15 protein-coding genes are annotated in these 17890 nt (G+C 72.0%); 8 read left to right on the top strand and 7 right to left on the bottom strand.

Going from position 1 to position 17890, the window contains the following annotated elements; translation table 11 throughout:
• Positions 1-50 precede the first annotated feature (50 nt).
• The 3 genes from ACFWPQ_RS19950 to ACFWPQ_RS19940 form a co-directional block, all read right to left on the bottom strand.
• A complete protein-coding gene (locus ACFWPQ_RS19950) occupies positions 51-1286 on the bottom strand; it encodes an MFS transporter (protein ID WP_384036054.1) in 1236 nt (411 codons plus the stop codon).
• A 212-nt stretch (positions 1287-1498) separates the two neighbouring features.
• A complete protein-coding gene (locus ACFWPQ_RS19945; protein ID WP_384036051.1) occupies positions 1499-1942 on the bottom strand; it encodes a Fur family transcriptional regulator in 444 nt (147 codons plus the stop codon).
• A gap of 73 nt (positions 1943-2015) precedes the next feature.
• On the bottom strand, positions 2016-2222 hold the full coding sequence (locus ACFWPQ_RS19940; RefSeq protein ID WP_384036048.1) for a DUF2180 family protein: 207 nt from the start codon (positions 2220-2222) through the stop codon (positions 2016-2018).
• A 180-nt stretch (positions 2223-2402) separates the two neighbouring features.
• Between ACFWPQ_RS19940 and ACFWPQ_RS19935 the strand changes: the two genes are divergently transcribed.
• From ACFWPQ_RS19935 to ACFWPQ_RS19905, 7 genes are all read left to right on the top strand, one after another.
• Positions 2403-3122, top strand: coding sequence for a GntR family transcriptional regulator (locus tag ACFWPQ_RS19935; RefSeq protein ID WP_384036045.1), 720 nt, complete (start codon positions 2403-2405; stop codon positions 3120-3122).
• Positions 3119-4111: an ADP-ribosylglycohydrolase family protein gene (locus tag ACFWPQ_RS19930; protein WP_384036042.1), complete on the top strand. Its 993-nt coding sequence runs from the start codon at positions 3119-3121 to the stop codon at positions 4109-4111. The genes ACFWPQ_RS19935 and ACFWPQ_RS19930 overlap by 4 nt, the downstream gene beginning before the upstream one ends.
• 200 nt (positions 4112-4311) lie before the next feature.
• Positions 4312-5790 carry a purine-cytosine permease family protein gene (locus tag ACFWPQ_RS19925; RefSeq protein WP_384036039.1) on the top strand — a complete coding sequence of 493 codons (1479 nt, stop codon included), beginning with the start codon at positions 4312-4314 and terminating at the stop codon, positions 5788-5790.
• Entirely contained in the window at positions 5787-6740 is a 954-nt protein-coding gene (locus ACFWPQ_RS19920; protein WP_384036036.1) for a PfkB family carbohydrate kinase, read from the top strand. Before ACFWPQ_RS19925 ends, ACFWPQ_RS19920 begins: the two co-directional genes overlap by 4 nt.
• 157 nt (positions 6741-6897) lie before the next feature.
• Positions 6898-7857: an NADP-dependent oxidoreductase gene (locus ACFWPQ_RS19915; protein ID WP_384036369.1), complete on the top strand. Its 960-nt coding sequence runs from the start codon at positions 6898-6900 to the stop codon at positions 7855-7857.
• A 31-nt stretch (positions 7858-7888) separates the two neighbouring features.
• Complete coding sequence (locus ACFWPQ_RS19910; protein WP_384036033.1) at positions 7889-8743, top strand: DMT family transporter; 855 nt, start codon at positions 7889-7891, stop codon at positions 8741-8743.
• 226 nt (positions 8744-8969) lie between these two features.
• Positions 8970-9401 carry a universal stress protein gene (locus ACFWPQ_RS19905; RefSeq protein ID WP_384036367.1) on the top strand — a complete coding sequence of 144 codons (432 nt, stop codon included), beginning with the start codon at positions 8970-8972 and terminating at the stop codon, positions 9399-9401.
• A 105-nt stretch (positions 9402-9506) separates the two neighbouring features.
• Here ACFWPQ_RS19905 and ACFWPQ_RS19900 read toward each other — a convergent pair whose 3' ends face one another.
• The 4 genes from ACFWPQ_RS19900 to ACFWPQ_RS19885 form a co-directional block, all read right to left on the bottom strand.
• On the bottom strand, positions 9507-10013 hold the full coding sequence (locus tag ACFWPQ_RS19900; RefSeq protein ID WP_384036030.1) for a MarR family winged helix-turn-helix transcriptional regulator: 507 nt from the start codon (positions 10011-10013) through the stop codon (positions 9507-9509).
• A 94-nt stretch (positions 10014-10107) separates the two neighbouring features.
• Positions 10108-12492, bottom strand: a complete 2385-nt coding sequence (locus ACFWPQ_RS19895; protein WP_384036027.1) for an ATP-binding cassette domain-containing protein — start codon at positions 12490-12492, stop codon at positions 10108-10110.
• 287 nt (positions 12493-12779) lie between these two features.
• Complete coding sequence (locus ACFWPQ_RS19890) at positions 12780-13163, bottom strand: hypothetical protein (protein ID WP_384036024.1); 384 nt, start codon at positions 13161-13163, stop codon at positions 12780-12782.
• Between the two features lie 9 nt (positions 13164-13172).
• Positions 13173-13730: a hypothetical protein gene (locus ACFWPQ_RS19885; protein WP_384036021.1), complete on the bottom strand. Its 558-nt coding sequence runs from the start codon at positions 13728-13730 to the stop codon at positions 13173-13175.
• A gap of 566 nt (positions 13731-14296) precedes the next feature.
• Here ACFWPQ_RS19885 and ACFWPQ_RS19880 point away from each other — a divergent pair.
• Positions 14297-17464, top strand: a complete 3168-nt coding sequence (locus tag ACFWPQ_RS19880; protein ID WP_384036018.1) for a hypothetical protein — start codon at positions 14297-14299, stop codon at positions 17462-17464.
• The last annotated feature ends 426 nt before the right edge of the window (positions 17465-17890 follow it).

Genomic DNA, 17890 nt, shown 5'->3' with positions numbered 1-17890 from the left:
GGCGGGCGGACCGTCGCCCCGGCCGACGGGTCAGCCCCGGTTCGGTCAGGTCAGGTCAGGTCCGGCTCGGTCAGGTCCGGTGCGGGTGCTGCGGTCTGCACCGGCTCCGCGGTGTCCTTGCCGGCGACCACCTTCGAGGGGCGGCCGCCGCGGTCGAGGAGGCCGCCGATGACCGCCAGTCCCAGGCCGGCCGCCGCGAGGACCGCGCCGACCAGGTTGGGCGCGGCCCAGCCCCAGCCGGCCGAGATGACCAGACCGCCGAGCCAGGCCCCGGCCGCGTTGGCCATGTTGAAGGCGGAGTGGTTGGAGGCCGCCGCCATCGTCGGAGCGTCCTTCGCGTTGATCATCAGGAGCATCTGGACGGGCGTGGTGACGAGCGCGCCCATCGCGCCGATGAAGGTGACCGTCACCAGGGCCGGGACCACGCTGTGGACGGTGAAGTAGAACGTCACCAGTGCCGCCCCCAGCAGGATGATCCCGGCGTACAGCGTCGGGCGCAGGGCGCGGTCGGTGAGGGGGCCGGCGAGCAGGGTGCCGAGGGTCATGCCGACGCCGTAGAGGGCGAGGACCCAGGTGGTCGAGGCGTCGGAGAGGCCCGTCAGGTGCGTGAGCATGGGGACGAGGTAGCTGTAGACGGCGAAGAAGCCGCCGAACCCGACGACGGCGGTGGCCAGGCCGATGAAGACCTGCCGGTTGCCCATCGCCCGCAGTTCCTGCCGGATGCCCGCCTGCGGGCCGCGCGGCTGGTGGGGCACGAGGAGGGCGAGTGCGAGGAGCGCCACGAGGCCGATGACGGCGACCGCGCAGTAGGCGTAGCGCCAGCCCAGATGCTGGCCGAGGGCGGTGCCGGCGGGGACGCCGACGATGTTCGCGATGGTGAGGCCGAGGAAGATCCGGGAGACCGCGCGGGCCGCGCGGTCGGCGGGCACCAGCCGGGAGGCGACGACGGCACCCACGCCGAACAGGGCGCCGTGCGGCAGTCCGGCCAGGAAGCGGGCGGCGAACAGCAGGCCGAAGTTCGGGGCGAGCGCGGACGCCGTGTTGCCCACGACGAACAGCCCGGTCAGCAGGAGCAGCAGGCGCTTGTGGGGTATGCGCGCGCCGATACCGGTCAGGACGGGGGCGCCGACGACGACGCCGAGGGCGTAGGCGGAGACGAGGTTGCCGGCATGCGGCACCGACACTCCGACGCCGTCGGCGATCTGGGGCAGCAGGCCCATGGTGGCGAACTCGGTGGTGCCGATGCCGAACGTGACGACGGCAAGGGCCAGCAGAGCCAGAGGCATGGTGAGCGGGGGAACCTTTCGGGGACGGCGGGTTCGGGGAGGGGAAAGCGGGACGGGACCGAATGGTGTCCCCACCCTCCGTGACCGGCCGCACCGAGCACCCTTGCCCAGTCCACCCCTAGAACGTTGCAGCGTGAGGCGGCGAGCGCGCATTCCTGGATCGGTGGGCACAGCGAGGTGAGCTGCGTCACTCGAAGCCGGTTCGGCGGGAGCTACTGCTGTGTGGTGGCCTGACGGCACTGCGCGCACAGTCCCCACCAGGTGATCTCGGCCTCGTCGACGGCGAAGCCCTTGTCCTCGTCGGGGGTGAGGCACGGTGCCGCGCCGACGCTGCAGTCGACGTCCTCGATCAGACCGCACCGGCGGCAGACGAGATGGTGGTGGTTGTCGCCGACCCGCAGCTCGTACCGGGCGGGCGAACCGGCGGGCTCGATGCAGCGGACCAGTTGCGCCTTCGTCAGGTCTTCCAGCACGTTGTAGAGGCCCTGCCGGGAGAGCCCGCCGGCCGCGGCCCGGTCCGTGCCGATGCGTGTCTCGAGATCGGCCGCCGTGGAGTGCGGACGGCCCTGCAGCGCGGTCAGCACGGCCCGGCGCTGGGCCGTGCTGCGCAGACCCTTGCGCTTGAGCAGGTCGCCCGCAAGCTGCTCCATGGTCATTTCGCTCTCCTACGGCATACCGACCGTTCCGCCCTGTGAGTGCACGATACAACCAGAGTTGACCCGGTCAGTTCTAGGAAGCCTCCGCCGTACGGCAGGCGCCGCAGACCAGGCGCCGGGACGGCAGGACGCTCGTCATGGGGATCACCCCGATGGGGCGCTGGACGGTGGCCTGCACGACCCGGGAGTGGTCGGCGCAGGTGAAGAGGCCGCAGCGGGTGCAGGCGCCGATCCCGTTGGCATCGTGACGCCCCGCCTGGGCGCAGTCGTAACAGTGCATGTCGCTTCCCGATGAGACGGCCCACCCGCTGGTGCGGTGGGGTGCGTGATAGCTGTGCGCCGACGGGGTCTCGCCGCCGCGGCACACATCGAACATAACCACCTAGTTTTGACAGAGTCAAGTTTAGAGAGCGAGCCGGCACCTCTGGACGGCCGAGACTTGTTCACCTACTGTCTAGACATGCCTGGACAGGTTCACAAGCACCACCGCATCGCCCGAGTTCTCGCCGACGAGATCCGCGCCGGGGTCCATGCCGACGGCAGCAGGCTCCCCGGGGAGCACGCGCTCAGAGAGCGGTTCGGCGTCAGCCGCACCACCCTTCGGCAGGCCCTGCAGGTTCTCGGCGAGGAGGGCCTCATCGCCACCCACGCGGGCATCGGCTCGTTCGTCACCTTCGACGGGACGCCGCTCGACAACCGCCTGGGCTGGACCCGGGCGCTGGCCGCGCAGGGCTCCGAGCTGACGACGGAGATCCTCCGCTTCGAGGAGATCGCCGATCCGGAGCTGGCCGCCCGGCTCACGCTCGCCTCCGACGCGTTCCTCGCCCTGGACCGGGTCCGGCGGCTGCCCGACGGGCGGGGCGTGTCGCTGGAGCGCAGCCGGGTGCCGGTGACCGAGGGGCTTGCCGGGCTGCCGGAGCGCGGCCTCGACGGCGGTTCGCTGAGCCGGGCGCTGATCGCGGCGGGCCGGGTCAGCGACTCCGGTGAGGGTGTCGTCTCGGTACGCGGGCTGGAGGAGGCCGAGGCCGCCGTGCTGCACCGCTCCCCCGGCGAGTCCTTCCTCCGCCTCGACCAGGTGTACCGGGCCGCCGACGGCTCGGTGGTCGAGCAGGTCGACAGTCTCCTCGACCCCGCCCGCTTCGAACTGCACGTCCGCTCGGGCAACGGAGGCCGCTCGTGACCGACCGACTCGACCGCGCCCTGGGCGCCTTCTACGGACTCGCCCTCGGTGACGCCCTCGGGATGCCCACGCAGGTGATGTCCAGGGCGGACGTCGTACGGGTGTACGGCGCCGTCACCGGCTTCGAGGCCGCCCGTCCCGACAACCCGGTCAGCGCGGGCATGCCCGCCGGGTCCGTCACCGACGACACCGACCAGGCCGCCGTCGTCGGCCGGCTCCTCGTCGAGGGGGACGGCCGGATCGATCCGCTGCGGCTGGCCCACGAACTGCTCGACTGGGAGAAGGAGATGAAGGCCAAGGGGTCCTTCGACCTCCTCGGCCCGTCCACCAAGGCCGCGCTGGACGCGGTGGCCCGCGGCGTCCCGCCGCGGGAGGCGGGCCGCACCGGTACGACGAACGGCGCCGCGATGCGCGTCACCCCGGTGGGGATCGCCTTCGCCGCCGACCCGCTCGACGCCTTCGTCGACCGTGTCGTGGAGTCCTGCCAGGTCACCCACGACACGACCATCGGCATCGCCGGCGCCGCCGCCGTGGCCGCGGCCGTCAGCACCGGAGTCGGCGGCGGCTCGCTCGACGAGGCCGTCACCGCCGCCGTGTCCGCCGCCCGTGCCGGTGCGCGGCGCGGGCACTGGATCGCCGGGGCGGACATCGCCGCCCGGATCGAGTGGGCCCGGGAGCTGGTGCGGGGCCGCACCGAGGCCGAGGCCCTGGACCGGGTCGTGGCGCTCGTCGGCACCAGCGTGGCGAGCCAGGAGTCGGTGCCCGCCGCCTTCGCGGTGCTCGCGCTGGCGGACGGCGACCCGTGGCGGACCGCGCTGCTCGCCGCCAACCTCGGCGGCGACAGCGACACCATCGGGGCGATCGCCGGCGCCGTCGCCGGCTCGGTCGCCGGGCTCTCCGCGCTGCCCGCCGAGGCCGTCCGCACGCTGCGCACCGTCAACTCCCTCGATCTGGAACCCCTGACGGCCCGCCTGCTCGCCTACCGCTGAACCGCCCCGGCTCCCCCGCCGCCCGCCACCCCGCTGCACTGAGGAACACCCCGGCCGCGCTGACCGACACTCCGCTTCTCCGCGCGCCACCCCTCCAAGCCGACCGGCACCCCGTTCGGCCGACCAGCGCTCCGCTCCGTCGGCCGACCGACGCTCCACCCCGCCACCCGCCCTTCCGCACCCCGCAAGGAGGTTCCGTCATGGCCGTTTCGAAGACGAACGATCGCGTCGGTACCGTCGAGACCCGGGGGATCGAACCGGTCCCCGACAGTGAACGGCACGGCCATGCCGGCCAGATGTTCTGGACCTGGTTCGCCGCCAACATCAGCATCCTCGGACTGCCGCTCGGGGCCACCCTGGTGGCGTTCCGCGGCCTCGACATCTGGCAGGCGGTCCTCGTGGCCGTCCTCGGTTCCTTCGGCTCGTTCGCCCTCGTCGGCGCCCTGAGTCTGGCCGGCAAGAAGGGCGGCGCGCCGGCCCTCACGCTGTCCCGGGCGGTCTTCGGGCAGCGGGGCAACGCGGGACCGACCCTGATCACCTGGCTGAGCCGGGTCGGCTGGGAGACCATCTCCACGACCACCGCCGCCTACGCGCTGCTGGCGCTGCTCGACACGGCGTTCGGCGTCCGGAAGAACACCGTGCTCACGCTGGTCTGCCTGCTGGTCTTCATCGCCTGCACGCTGCTCATCAGCGGCCTCGGTCACGCCACCATCATGTGGATCAACAAGTGGGCCACGGTCGTCTTCGGGATCCTGAACCTGGTCGTCATGGGCTTCCTGATCTCGACCGTCGACTGGACCAAGGTCCTCGACACCCCGGCGGGTCCGGCCAGCGCGGTGGTCGCCGGGGTGGGCTTCATCGCCTCGGGCACGGGTATCGGCTGGGCCAACGCCGGTGCGGACTACGCCCGTTACCTGCCGCGCGCGATCCCGGGCCGCCGGCTCGTGGTGGCCTCGGCGTTCGGCGCGGGCATCCCGCTGGTGCTGCTGATCTCACTCGGCTCGCTGCTCTCCGCCGGCGACCGGACACTGGCCACCGCCTCCGACCCGGTCGCGGCGGTCAACGCGATGCTTCCGTCGTGGATGGCGGTCCCGTACCTCGTCGCGGCCTTCGGCGGACTGCTGATGTCGAACCACCTCTCCACGTACTCCGCGGGGCTCACGATGATCACCCTCGGTCTGCGGGTGCCGCGCGCGTACGCCGTCGCTCTCGACGTGGTGCTGATGTTCGCGGGCGGCATCTACTTCATGCTGGTCGCCGACGACTTCTACGGGCCGTTCTCGACCTTCCTGACGCTGCTGGCCGTGCCCATCTCGGCCTGGATCGGGGTGATCGCGGTGGACTCCCTGCGCGGCCGCGAGTACGACCCGCGGGCCCTGATGGACACCACCCGGTCCAGCGCCTACTGGTACTCGGGCGGCTTCCGGCTGCCCGCGGTCCTCGGCTGGGCGCTCGCCATCGTCGCCGGCCTGCTCTTCACCAAGGCGTCGACCAGCGCGGACGACGTCTGGTTCGCGGGCCCGCTCTCGGACACCTGGTTCGGCGTCAACGGCCTCGGCTGGGCCGTCTCGATGGCCGTCGCGGCCGCCGTGTACGCGCTGTGCGGCCGACGTGCCACCCCCGCCCGGGGTGACAGCGGCGAACCCGTCACCGCCGGTCTCCAGGGAGCGGGCCGATGAGCAGAAGGGTCGTCCTCGCCGGGAACGTGATCGCCGACGTGGTGATCGAGATCCCCGCGCTGCCCGAACGCGGCGGCGACGTCGCCGGCACCCACACCGCGACGACCGCCGGCGGCGGCTTCAACACCCTGGTGGCGGCCCGCCGCCTGGGCACGGAGGCCGTCTACGCCGGCCTGCACGGCACGGGACCGCACGGCGACCTGGTGCGCGCGGCGCTGGCCGCGGAGGACATCGGCACGCTGCTGCCCGCCCGCGCGGACCTCGACACCGGCTTCACGGTGGCCCTGGTCGACTCCGGCGGCGAACGCACCTTCGTGACCAGCTTCGGCGCCGAGGCCACACTGACCGCGGCCGACTTGGCCGCGGTCCGGACCCGGTTGCGCCCCGACGACCTCGTCCAGCTCTCCGGCTACGGACTGGCCCTGCCGGGCAACGGCCCGCTGCTGTCCGGCCTCACCGCCGCGCTGCCCGCCGGCAGCGTCCTCTGTCTCGATCCGGGACCTCTTGTCGCCGACATCCCCGAGAGCGTCCTCGCGCCCGTGCTGGCCCGAACCGACTGGCTCAGCACCAACGCCCGCGAGGCCCGCATCATGACGGGGCACGGGGATCCCGGTACCGCGGCGGCGGCGCTCGGGCGGCGGCTACCCTCCGGGGCGGGCGTGCTCGTACGGGCCGACAAGGACGGCTGCTGGCTGGCCGCCCCGGGTGGGCCTCCCGTGCACGTACCGGGTTTCCCGGTCACCGCCGTGGACAGCAACGGGGCGGGCGACGCGCACGTCGGGGCGTTCCTCGCCCTGCTCGGCCAGGGGTTCGATCCGCTGACGGCCGCGCGCGGCGCCAACGCGGCGGCGGCCTGCGCGGTGACCCGGCGCGGCCCGGCCACGGCGCCCGACCGGACGGAACTGGCCGCGTTCCTGGCCGGCGACCCCCTCGCCGAGCGGCTCGCCTGACGTACGCACACGCCTCGAAAACCGCATCGCCGGGCCGGGAGAAACGGGAAGAGACTGCCGGCACCGGGTCGTTGAACGCCAAGCCGCGGTCGGTGGGTCACCGGCCGGCGGTCGTCGGCCGAGGCTTGTCCCAGTGAGGAAGAGCGGTGATCACGCGATGAAGGCGGTGCGGTTCCACGCGTACGGCGGGATCGATGTACTGCGGGTCGAGGAGGTCGAGCGGCCGGTGCCCGGCCCCGGTCAGGTACTGGTCGAGGTCCGCGCGGCCGGGATCCAGCCCGGTGAGGTGATGATCCGCGAGGGCGCCCGGCACGGCCGCTGGCCCGCGACGTTTCCCTCCGGACAGGGCAGCGATCTGGCGGGCGTGGTGGTGGAGACCGGTCCCGAGGTGCGCGGCTTCGCGGTGGGCGACGAGGTCCTCGGCTTCACCCATCGCAGGGCGAGCCACGCGGAGTACGTCGTGGCCGACGACGTGAACCTGGTGTCCCGCCCCGAGGGACTGCCCTGGGAGGTGGCCGGATCGCTGTACGTGGCCGGCACCACCGCGTACGCGACGGTGTTCGCGGTGGACCCCCAGCCGGACGAGACCGTCGTGGTGTCCGGCGCGGCCGGCGGCGTGGGGTCGCTCGCCGTACAGCTCGCCCGACGGCGCGGCGCCCACGTCATCGGGCTGGCGAGCGAACGCAACCACGCCTGGCTCGCGGACCACGGCATCGTCCCGGTCGCCTACGGGGAGGGCGCGGCCGAGGGGATCCGGAAGGCCGCAGGCGGCCAAGGCATCGACGCGTTCATCGACACCTTCGGCGACGGCTACGTGGACCTGGCCGTGGACCTGGGCGTACGACCCGAACGGATCAACACGATCCGCGACTGGCGGGCCGCGGCCAGGGTCGGCGCACGGACCTACGGGGAGGGCGCGGCCGCGAGCGCGGTCGTGGTCGGCGAACTCGCGCGCCTCGCCGCACGGGGCGGGCTGGACGTCCCGATCGCCCGCGTCCACCCGCTCGCACAGGTCCAGGACGCGTTCCGTGAGCTGGAACAGGGCCACGCCCAGGGCAAGATCGTGCTCCGGCCGTGGCCCCGCTCCGAACCACCGGCCCGGGCGTTCCGGGGCTGAGCGGTCGGGGCGCAGCAGGCATGCTGGAACCATGGTGCTCGCCGTGCTCTTCGCCGTCCTGGGTGCCGTCAGCAACGCGGCGGGCACGGCCTTCCAGCGCAAGGCCGCGTCCACCGTGCCCGGCCGCAGCGGACTGCGCCTGCTGCTGGTGCTGGTACGGCGCCCCGCCTGGGCCATCGGTATCGCCGGGGTGACGGGCGCCGCGGTCTTCCAGGCGCTCGCCCTGGTCAACGGGCCGATGGCGCTCGTCCAGCCGCTGTTCATGCTGGAACTGCCGTTCGCGCTGCTGATCGCCGTACCGCTGATGCACCGCCGGCCCAGCCCGGAGGGTTGGCGGACGATCGCGGTGGTGGTGGCGGGCCTGGCGCTGCTGCTCGCCGCGGCGGCCCCGTCCGGCGGCCGCCAGCAGGCGTCGATGCAGCGCTGGATCCCGGCTCTCGCCCTCACCCTGGGCGCCATCGCCGTCGCGGTGCTGCTCGTGCGGTCGTCCTCGTCGCCGCTGTTCCGCGCGGCGGCCCTGGCCTCGGGAGCGGCGATCGGCAACGCGCTGACCGCCGCCCTGATGAAGTCGGCCACCGGTCGCCTCGCCGACGGGGGCCTCGGCGCGTTCCTCACCACCTGGCAGACCTACGGCTTCGCGCTCACCGGGATCGCGGCGCTGCTGCTCCTGGAGAACGCGCTGCAGGCCGGTCCGCTCGTCGCCTCCCAGCCCGCGCTGACGATCGGCGACGCGGCGGTCAGTCTGCTGCTGGGCGTCGCCCTGTTCGACGAGTCGGTCCGCACCGGGTGGTGGCTGCTGCCCGAGGTGGCCGGGGCCGGGCTGATCCTGTGGGGCGTGACCCGGCTGACCCGCGTCGTGCCGCACCTCGTCGACGTCATGCGGTGAAGGGGGCCGCGGGTTCGGCCGCGTCGCCGATACCGTCCGGCTCTCGGCAGTTCAGTGGCTGTTACACGGGCCGCCGTCCGTCGCGCCGGAGGCCGGTGAGATGATCACAGGGTGGGGCTGGAAGAACTCGTTCGGCGCCGGAAGCGCCGACCCGTCACGCCGTGATCCGGCGTCCCTGACCACCGAGTAGACCTTCCAGGCCCCCGGAAGGGGAAACACCGTGTCCGTGTTCCAGCGCATCCTGGTCGCCGTCGACCCCAGCCCCGCCCGCCGCTCCGCCGTGCGGCTGACCGGCGAGCTGGCGCAGCTGACGAACGCCGAGGTCCGCGTCATACACGTCATCGCCTCCGCCGCCTCCGTCGCCGCGGTCGTGCCCCTGGAGGAGGACTCCGAGGCCCAGGCCGTCCTGGACGAGGCGCTGACGGCGCTGCGCGACCAGGGCGTCAAGGCCGAGGGGACCCTCGTCAGGGGGCTGACCACGCAGGTCGCCGCGGCCATCGCGGAGACCGCCGAGGAGTTCGCGGCCGATCTCATCGTCCTGAGCCCGCACCACCGGAACTCCGTCGAGGCGCTGTTCGACCCGCGGGTCAGCGACGCCGTGGCGCACCACACCAACACGGCGATCCTGCTGGCCCCGGAGGGCAAGGACGAGGCCTGACCGTTCCCCGGCCCACCCCGGCCGGCGCCCCGGGGCCCGCGGCGGATGCGACGTCCGCGGCGGGCCCCGGGGCTTACGGGCCGTACCGCCGCGGTGGGCGCCGCGCTAACGGCGCCGCCAGGGCAGCGCCTCCTGCTCGTCGCTGTCGGCGTCCATGCGCTGGAGGGCGGTGTTCACGGCCTCGCCGATCTCGGCGAACCGGGTCACCTGCTCGGGGGTGAGGACGTCGAAGACGGCCCGGCGGACCGCCTCGACATGGCCGGGGGCCGCGCGCTCCAGAAGGCTCATGCCGGCCGGGGTGAGGACGGCGTGCTGGTTGCGGCGGTTGACGGGGTCCTCGCGGCGGTCGACGTAACCGGCCTCCTGGAGACGGGTCACCGCGTGGGTGAGACGGCTTCGGGTGATCTTCAGGCGTTCGGCCAGCTCGGACATGGTCAGGCTGTGATCCTTGACCGAGGAGAGGTTGGCGAGCAGGGTGTAGTCGGCATGGGTCATCCCCGCGTCGCGGCGCAGCTGGCGGTTCAGGTGATCCGACAGGTGGGTGGAGAACTGGACGTAGGCGAGCCACGCCCGTCGTTCCTCGGGGTTCAGCCAGCGTGGCGTCGTGGTCATGACCACAGCTTAACGATTTACGTTTGAATATTCAAACTTCCGCGCGGGTGTGCCGGTGGGCAGGACCGGGTCCCCGCCCACCGGTCGGCCCGGCTCAGACGCCGACGTACTGCGCGAGGTGCTCGGCGGTGAGGGTCGAGCGGGCGGCCACCAGGTCGGCCGGGGTGCCCTCGAAGACGATCCGGCCGCCGTCGTGGCCCGCGCCGGGGCCGAGGTCGATGATCCAGTCGGCGTGGGCCATCACCGCCTGGTGGTGCTCGACGACGATGACCGACTTGCCGGAGTCGACCAGCCGGTCCAGCAGGCCGAGGAGCTGCTCCACGTCGGCGAGGTGCAGGCCCGCGGTCGGCTCGTCGAGGACGTAGACGCCGCCCTTGTCGGCCATGTGCGTGGCCAGCTTCAGGCGCTGGCGCTCACCGCCGGACAGGGTGGTGAGCGGCTGGCCGATGGTGAGGTAGCCGAGGCCGACGTCCTTGAGCCGCTGGAGGATGCGGTGGGCGGCCGGGGTGTGCGCCTCGCCCGCGGCGAAGAACTCCTCGGCCTCGGTCACCGGCATCGCCAGCACCTCGCTGATGTCCCGGCCGCCGAGGTGGTAGTCGAGGACCGATGCCTCGAACCGCTTCCCGTCGCACTCCTCGCAGGTGGTGGCGACGCCCGCCATCATCGCCAGGTCGGTGTAGATCACGCCGGCGCCGTTGCAGGTGGGGCAGGCGCCCTCGGAGTTGGAGCTGAACAGGGTGGGCTTGACGCCGTTCTGCTTGGCGAAGGCCTTGCGGATCGGGTCGAGCAGTCCGGTGTACGTCGCCGGGTTGCTGCGCCGGGAGCCGCGGATGGCGCCCTGGTCGACGGAGATGACACCGGCACCGGCCGGGATCGAGCCGTGCACCAGGGAACTCTTGCCGGAGCCCGCGACACCGGTCACGACGGCCAGGACGCCGAGCGGGATGTCCACGTCGACGCCCTGCAGGTTGTGGGTGGACGCGCCGCGGATCTCCAGCGTGCCGGTGGACTTGCGGACCGTGTCCTTGAGGGCGGCCCGGTCGTCGAAGTGGCGGCCGGTGATGGTGCCCCCGGTCCGCAGCGCCTCGACGGTGCCCTGGAAGCAGACCGTGCCGCCGCCCGCACCGGCGCCGGGACCGAGGTCGACGACGTGGTCGGCGATCGTGATGACCTCCGGTTTGTGCTCCACGACGAGAACCGTGTTGCCCTTGTCGCGCAGCCGCAGCAGCAGGCCGTTCATCCGCTGGATGTCGTGCGGGTGCAGACCGGTGGTGGGCTCGTCGAAGACATAGGTGACGTCGGTGAGCGAGGAGCCGAGGTGGCGGATCATCTTGGTGCGCTGCGCCTCGCCGCCGGAGAGGGTGCCGGCCGGCCGGTCGAGCGAGAGGTAGCCGAGGCCGATCTCCACGAACGACTCCAGGGTGTGCCGGAGCGTGTCGAGGAGGGGGGCGACCGAAGGCTCCTCGATGCCTCTGACCCATGCGGCCAGGTCGCTGATCTGCATCGCACAGGCGTCGGCGATGCTGATGCCGTCGATCTTGGAGGAGCGGGCGCCCTCGCTCAGCCGGGTGCCGTCGCAGTCGGGACAGGTGGCGAAGGTGACCGCCCGCTCCACGAACTCGCGGATGTGCGGCTGCATCGACTCCTTGTCCTTGGAGAGCATCGACTTCTGGATGCGCGGGATCAGACCCTCGTAGGTCATGTTGATGCCGGCGATCTTCATCCGGGTCGGCTCCCGGTACAGGAAGTCCTGCAGCTCCTTCTTGGTGAACTTGCTGACCGGCTTGTCCGGGTCGAAGAAACCCGACTCGGCGTAGAGACGGGAGTTCCAGCCGCCGCCCTTGTAGCCGGGGACGGTGATCGCGCCCTCGTTGAGGGACAGGGTCTCGTCGTAGAGCTGGGCCAGATCGAGGTCGGTGACGGCGCCCCGGCCCTCGCAGCGCGGGCACATGCCGCCGGTGATGCTGAAGCTGCGCCGCTCCTTCACCTTCTGCCCGGCGCGTTCGACGGTGACGGCGCCCGCCCCGCTGATCGAGGCGATGTTGAAGGAGAACGCCTTGGGCGAGCCGATGTGCGGCTTGCCGAGGCGGCTGAAAAGGATGCGCAGCAGGGCGTTGGCGTCGGTGGCGGTGCCGACGGTGGAGCGGGGGTCGCCGCCCATCCGCTGCTGGTCGACGATGATCGCGGTGGTCAGGCCTTCGAGGACGTCGACCTCGGGGCGGGCCATGTTGGGCATGAAGCCCTGGACGAAGGCGGGGTAGGTCTCGTTGATCAGCCGCTGCGACTCGGCGGCGATGGTGTCGAACACCAGCGAGCTCTTGCCCGAGCCGGAGACTCCGGTGAAGACCGTCAGCCGCCGCTTCGGGATCTCGATGCTGACGTCCTTGAGGTTGTTCTCCCGCGCGCCGTGCACGCGAATCAGGCCGTGGCTGTCGGCCACGTGCGGCGCGGACGTGGTCGTTTCGGTCTCTCTGGCCATGCTCAAACCCGTCTCCGTCTGCTGCGCGGGGTCTCGGTCGACGGCCGCCACGCTAGCCGGGGAGGAAGAGTAACGCTTCTCCATTCCTGACCGGCCTACCGTCCGCACGGTCGCGGACGGTGGGGCGGACGTCAGCAAGCCGTCTGTCTCCGGTTGCCCTCGACTCACGGCATGGGCGGCCGGCCACAGCACGGTGTTCCGGGAATGCCCCGACGCTTCCGCCGCGGCGTGCGAGACGTGGACAGAGGCCACCCCGCGCAGGCGGCCGGCAGGGCAGGGATGCTTCCTCAGAGCAGCGCCCGATGGAGATCGGTCAGCGTGCGCTGGACCAGCTCGGCCGCGCCGGTCGCGGCCCCGGTGACCGCTCCGGCGGCGATGGCAGACAGGGCTGTCCTGATGCGGGACACCAAGAGGCGCAGGCGTCCCTCGTCCGGCTGCTCGTTCGCCACCTCGTCGAGAACCGCCCGGGCGTCCTGACGAACCGTCGCCTCGCCCTCTGGAGACAGCCCCAGGGTCTCCAACCCGGTCAACAGCGCACGCATCGTCGTCACGAGTTGCGGCACCGGGTCGCCGCCTCCGACGTACTGGTGCTGCACCACATCGCGGTTGCCGATGGCGAACTGGCTTCCGCTGACCGGCCCGAAGAACTGCGGCCCGCCCGTCCCGGTCATCGTGCCTCCTCAGGCGACGTCGAGGGTGTCCAACCGGAGGCGCTCGGTCTTGAGTCGTTCAGCCGCGGCCGACGCCCTCTCACCGGCCGACGCGTCCTCGGGAGACCTGGATTCCTGAAGCACCGTGATGATCTTCTCCAGGCCCGCCCCGACACGGGCCCGGTCCCGGGATGCACGGCCCAGTTCATCGTTGATTTCCGCGACGGTACGCCTGATCTCGCCGTCCGCCCTGCTGCCCAGCCGCATCTCGGGGAGTTCGTTACGCAGCGTGGCCAGGGCGGACCGTACGCCTTCGTAGACGGCCTCGATCTGTTTTTCCGTAGGTGGCACGGCAACGCGGGTCACGTATTCGGTAGCCGCCGATACGGACGGCCTCGTTCGGCGCTGCCAGTCCGGAAAATTCTCAGACAGGAAAGCGTCGCGTGCTGCCGTGAGTTCTTCGCGGAACTTGCTCGCCGCTTCCTGGATTTCGTTCTTGAAATCCACCTGCATCAGCGACTGCGTGACATCCTCGTTGTCGATGGCCCAGTTCGTGTTGCTGACGGGGCCGTTGATCGTGATGTTCACGGACCCGTCGGTCGAGGACCGTTCGACCCGAGACCGCTCAAGACGGGATTCGACCCGGCGCGGGGTGGTCTCCCGTCGTCGCAATTCCACATACGCACCCCTGGCCCCATATGACCCGGTGTCCTCGGAAACCGACCTGCGCGGCCCGCCCCTGGACACCGATTCCGGGCGCGTCGTCCCCTGCGGCGTCGGCTGTTCGATACGTGCCGTGTGCGTCTGCCTCGCCCGAAACTCCGGCATGACATCCCCCGTCCCCTACCACGTCCTCAAAGAATAGTGTCGGAGCCCGGAAGAGCAATCCCTTTTCAATGAATGTGACGTGCCGAATACTTGACGGCGAGCAAATGCAACTTCCTTTACGACACCATCTCCCGACGCTCGGCCATCGCATTCCCCACAGCAGGCCGACGCCCACTTCATCACCCCACCGCGGCCCGGCTCGCCGAACTCGTCCTCGACCACTGGAAGATCGAAACCCCCGCCCCGTCACGTCTTGCCGGTGATCCGCCCGCTTTCTTCGGGGAACCTTGTTGTCCCGGGTCGCGCGGATCGTGATGCTGGACGGCATGGACGCTGACGGGCAGGGAGGATGGGAGCTGTCGCCGGTGACGGTGGCCCTCGCACCGGTGGCCCTCGGCCTGGTGGGGAATCTGGCGACGAGCACCGTCGCGGTGGATGCGTGGTGGTGGGCACCGCTCAGCTGGACGGTCACGGGTCTGCTCACCGTGGTGATGGTCGTGTCGCAGGTGGCGCAGTCACGAACGGTTGCTGCGGACAGGCAGACCCAGCTCACCGAGGCGGCCGCCCTGCTGCGGGTCACCGTGGCCGGGCAGTGGCGTGACGAAGCGGTCCGGGTGCTGGGGCTGGACACCGACCCCATGCCGGTACGGTGGGCGCTCACCCCACGACCGACGTTCGCCCGGGACGGCGAGGACGTCGTGATCGGCGGCGCGACCGCGACGTCCCTCCCGGCGGACCGGACCGACGAACTCGCTGCCGCCTTCCGGGCCCTGGACCACCGCCGTCTGGTGATCCTCGGCGGTCCCGGCTCCGGAAAGACGACCCTGGCCATCCAGCTCGTCCGCACCCTTCTGGCCCCTCTCGGCGAAGGTGAGCCGGTGCCGGTGCTGCTCACCATGCAGGGATGGGATCCGGACCGGCTGTCGTCGTTCGAGGACTGGCTGACCGGCCGGCTCGCCGAGGGCTATCCGTTCCTGGCCGCCTCCGGGACCGACACCGCACGGGCGCTGTTCCGAGAGGGAATGATCCTCCCGGTGCTCGACGGGCTCGACGAGGTGCCCGCAGAGCTGCTTCCCGGGATCCTCACCGAGGTCAACCGCTCCCTGGCCGCCGGCGACCAGATCGTGCTGACCTGCCGGACCCGCGAATACGCGGGGGCCGTCGCCGCCGGGCAGTCGATCGCCGCCGCGGCGATCGCCCAGGCCGAGCCGCTGCCCGGGCCCGTTGTCGCCGACCATCTCGCCGGCATCCTGGCCAGGACCGTCCCGCACCCCGGTTGGGACGCCGTCCTGGCCGCCCTGCGGACGGGCGACCCGGCGCCCCTCGCCGAGGTCGCCTCCACTCCACTCGGTCTCTGGCTGATCCGCACCACCTGCCTGGTGCCGGGGTCCGACCCGGCACCACTGGCGGCCTTCCCTTCCGCCGCCGCGCTGCGTACGCACCTGTTCGACCGGCTCGTCCCGGAGCTGCTGAGCGTCCGGCTGCCCGCCGGTCCCGACGACGCGCCCGACTTCCGGCCCGGTGAGGTCCGCGATCCTGAAAAGGTGACGCGCTGGCTTAGGTATCTGGCCCGTCTGCTCGACCGGACCCCTTCGTCGGTCCAGGGCGTCGGCCGGCGCAGCACGGGCGTCCGTGACTTCGCCTGGTGGCGGCTGACCGCGACCGCCACCGACTGGCAGCCGCCCGGCCGTCTTGCGACCGCCGCCGTCCTCGCGGCCGCGGCCGTCTGGGGGTGGGCCGTCGGCTGGATGACCGGCCTCGACAGGCCTCTGTGGTGGGTCGTCGGCGGGATGGCGCTCGTACTGGCCTACCGGGAAGGCGACAGCGAAAGCTGGATCCGCCACCTGCCCGCCTACGCCAATCTACGGCTGCGCGGCAGGGTCACCCGGCTCGTCCGTGCGATCGCGCTCGGTCTGGCGTTGCCCGTCGGCATGACCGTGGTGCTCGGCGGAGTGGCGCTGACTCTCGGCCTGTTCTGGAAGAGTGCGACGGCAGGCATCACCGAGCAGCTCCTGGTGCTCATGCCCGGATTCGTGCTCACCGGGCTGGTCGAGGGGATCGTCCGATGGGCCGAGACCCCCATCGCTGACGGCAGCGCCGCCACCCCGGTCACCAGCTGGCGCGCCGACCGGGCGTTGAACCTCCTACGCCTGGTCCTCGGGGCCGTACTCGGCGGCGTCATCGGCGCCCTCGCCACCGGCCTCGCCGGGCTCTCTCCCGGCAGGATCGCGGTCGGCGCTGCCCTCACCACCCTCGCAGGCGCGGTCTACGGGCTGGTCTCCGGCCGCCACCATGCCTGGCTCACCAACATGATCACCGTCGCTGACCTGGCGCGCCGCGACCTGCTCCCCCGCCGCTTCATGCCCTTCCTCGCCGACGCCCACCGCCTCGGACTGCTCCGCCAGGCCGGCCCCGTCTACCAGTTCCGCCACGCGGAGTTCCAGGACCACCTCGCCGCACACCGGTCCGCCCGCGGCTCCGACCCGATCCCCGTACGGACCACCGCCCTCCCGGTCACGGCCCTCACCCCGACCCCGCAGGCCCGGCTCCGCACCCCGATCGACGCCAACGCGGTGGCGTTCACGCTCGACGGCACCCGGCTCGTCGTCACCGGCCCGGGCAAGGCCCTGCTCACCGACCTCGACGGCCGCATCCAGCGGCGCTACAACTTCGACCGGCGCATGGCGCTCCTTGAGCAGGCCGCGAGCTTCGTCCTGAACACCGGCCCCAACACCCTCTTCCGGCGGGACATCACCGGGTTCGCCGGCATCGCCGTCGTGACAGGGGGCGAGCGCCTCGTTCTCAGCCCGGACGGGACGGCGTTCGCCACCATCGGCCCGGATCTCGGCACCCACACCTGGATCATCGACGTCGCGACCGGCGCCCGCCGCAGGATCAGGTACTCAGGCAAGCACGGCCTGGCCTTCAGCCCCGACGGCACCCGCCTCGCCACCTCCAACGGCTTCTACGCCCGGGTGTGGGACCCAGCCGACTACACCGAACCTCTGGTTCTCAACCCTGCCGGAGCCCACCACCGCCTCGCCTTCCATCCAGGCGGTACGCGTCTGGCCACCGCCAGCAGCCTGTTCGCGTCTCAGGAGAACCGGATCCAGGTCTGGGACCTGGAGACGCAGGCCGCGCTCCTGCACATCCCCGGCCCCGCGGACGGCGAGATCACCGACATCGCCTACAGCCCCGACGGCACGATCCTGGCCGCCGCCTCCTCCGACCGCGTCCACGTCCACGACGCCACGACCGGCGAGGAACTGCACCGTCTCGACAGAGGCGCACATCGCCTGGCCTTCCATCCTGACGGCACCCATCTCGCCGTCGCAGGCGACGTCGTCGTCCTGTGGAACCTCGCGACCGGCGACCAGACGCCCGCCCTCGCCGAGGAGGCCGACCCCACCGGGGTCGCCTTCAGCCCCGACGGCGCACTCCTCGCCGTCACCACCGCCGCCCGCACCCTTCACCTCATACACCTCCGTTCATAGCCGACGGAGTCGACGGCGATGAACGGACGTGGCCGCACGCTCGGACGAACGGGCTCTTCCTCCGGATGTGTCGGGCCCTGAGCTTCACGTGGGTCGGTGCGTCGGGCATCGGCCAAGCCCGGCCGACAGCCCTCCCCGACGACGAGACCGGGGGCCGGAGCCGGCGTGGACGGCGACCGTGACCCGGTGGACCGTCGACAGCCCCGAGGAAACACCGTGCGGCGCGTTGCGGACAGACGGTCCGCAACGAGGGGAACGAGCCGGAGGAGCGACGCGTCCGGGTCTCGCACCGCGGGGCATCGGCGTGGCCCGTGAGGCCTGCAGGGCCCTCGGTCGCCGTCGGCCCCGGGCGCGGCGGCCCGCCCGGGGCTCCGCGGCTACAAAGATTTTGCGTTCTCACGGTGTGCCCATGAACCGGCCCCCACC

Source organism: Streptomyces sp. NPDC058464 (assembly GCF_042721035.1).
GTDB lineage: Bacteria > Actinomycetota > Actinomycetes > Streptomycetales > Streptomycetaceae > Streptomyces.
Note: the sequence above shows the minus strand (reverse complement) of the source record. Positions and strands in the feature narration are given on the sequence as shown.

What these genes read in the sequence shown, in the direction of transcription:
- ACFWPQ_RS19950 (WP_384036054.1), bottom strand. Translation starts at nt 1,286, where the DNA reads ATGCCTCTGGCTCTGCTGGCCCTTGCCGTCGTCACGTTCGGCATCGGC.
- ACFWPQ_RS19945 (WP_384036051.1), bottom strand. Translation starts at nt 1,942, where the DNA reads ATGACCATGGAGCAGCTTGCGGGCGACCTGCTCAAGCGCAAGGGTCTG.
- ACFWPQ_RS19940 (WP_384036048.1), bottom strand. Translation starts at nt 2,222, where the DNA reads ATGCACTGTTACGACTGCGCCCAGGCGGGGCGTCACGATGCCAACGGG.
- ACFWPQ_RS19935 (WP_384036045.1), top strand. Translation starts at nt 2,403, where the DNA reads ATGCCTGGACAGGTTCACAAGCACCACCGCATCGCCCGAGTTCTCGCC.
- ACFWPQ_RS19925 (WP_384036039.1), top strand. Translation starts at nt 4,312, where the DNA reads ATGGCCGTTTCGAAGACGAACGATCGCGTCGGTACCGTCGAGACCCGG.
- ACFWPQ_RS19920 (WP_384036036.1), top strand. Translation starts at nt 5,787, where the DNA reads ATGAGCAGAAGGGTCGTCCTCGCCGGGAACGTGATCGCCGACGTGGTG.
- ACFWPQ_RS19915 (WP_384036369.1), top strand. Translation starts at nt 6,898, where the DNA reads ATGAAGGCGGTGCGGTTCCACGCGTACGGCGGGATCGATGTACTGCGG.
- ACFWPQ_RS19910 (WP_384036033.1), top strand. Translation starts at nt 7,889, where the DNA reads ATGGTGCTCGCCGTGCTCTTCGCCGTCCTGGGTGCCGTCAGCAACGCG.
- ACFWPQ_RS19900 (WP_384036030.1), bottom strand. Translation starts at nt 10,013, where the DNA reads ATGACCACGACGCCACGCTGGCTGAACCCCGAGGAACGACGGGCGTGG.
- ACFWPQ_RS19895 (WP_384036027.1), bottom strand. Translation starts at nt 12,492, where the DNA reads ATGGCCAGAGAGACCGAAACGACCACGTCCGCGCCGCACGTGGCCGAC.
- ACFWPQ_RS19890 (WP_384036024.1), bottom strand. Translation starts at nt 13,163, where the DNA reads ATGACCGGGACGGGCGGGCCGCAGTTCTTCGGGCCGGTCAGCGGAAGC.
- ACFWPQ_RS19880 (WP_384036018.1), top strand. Translation starts at nt 14,297, where the DNA reads ATGGACGCTGACGGGCAGGGAGGATGGGAGCTGTCGCCGGTGACGGTG.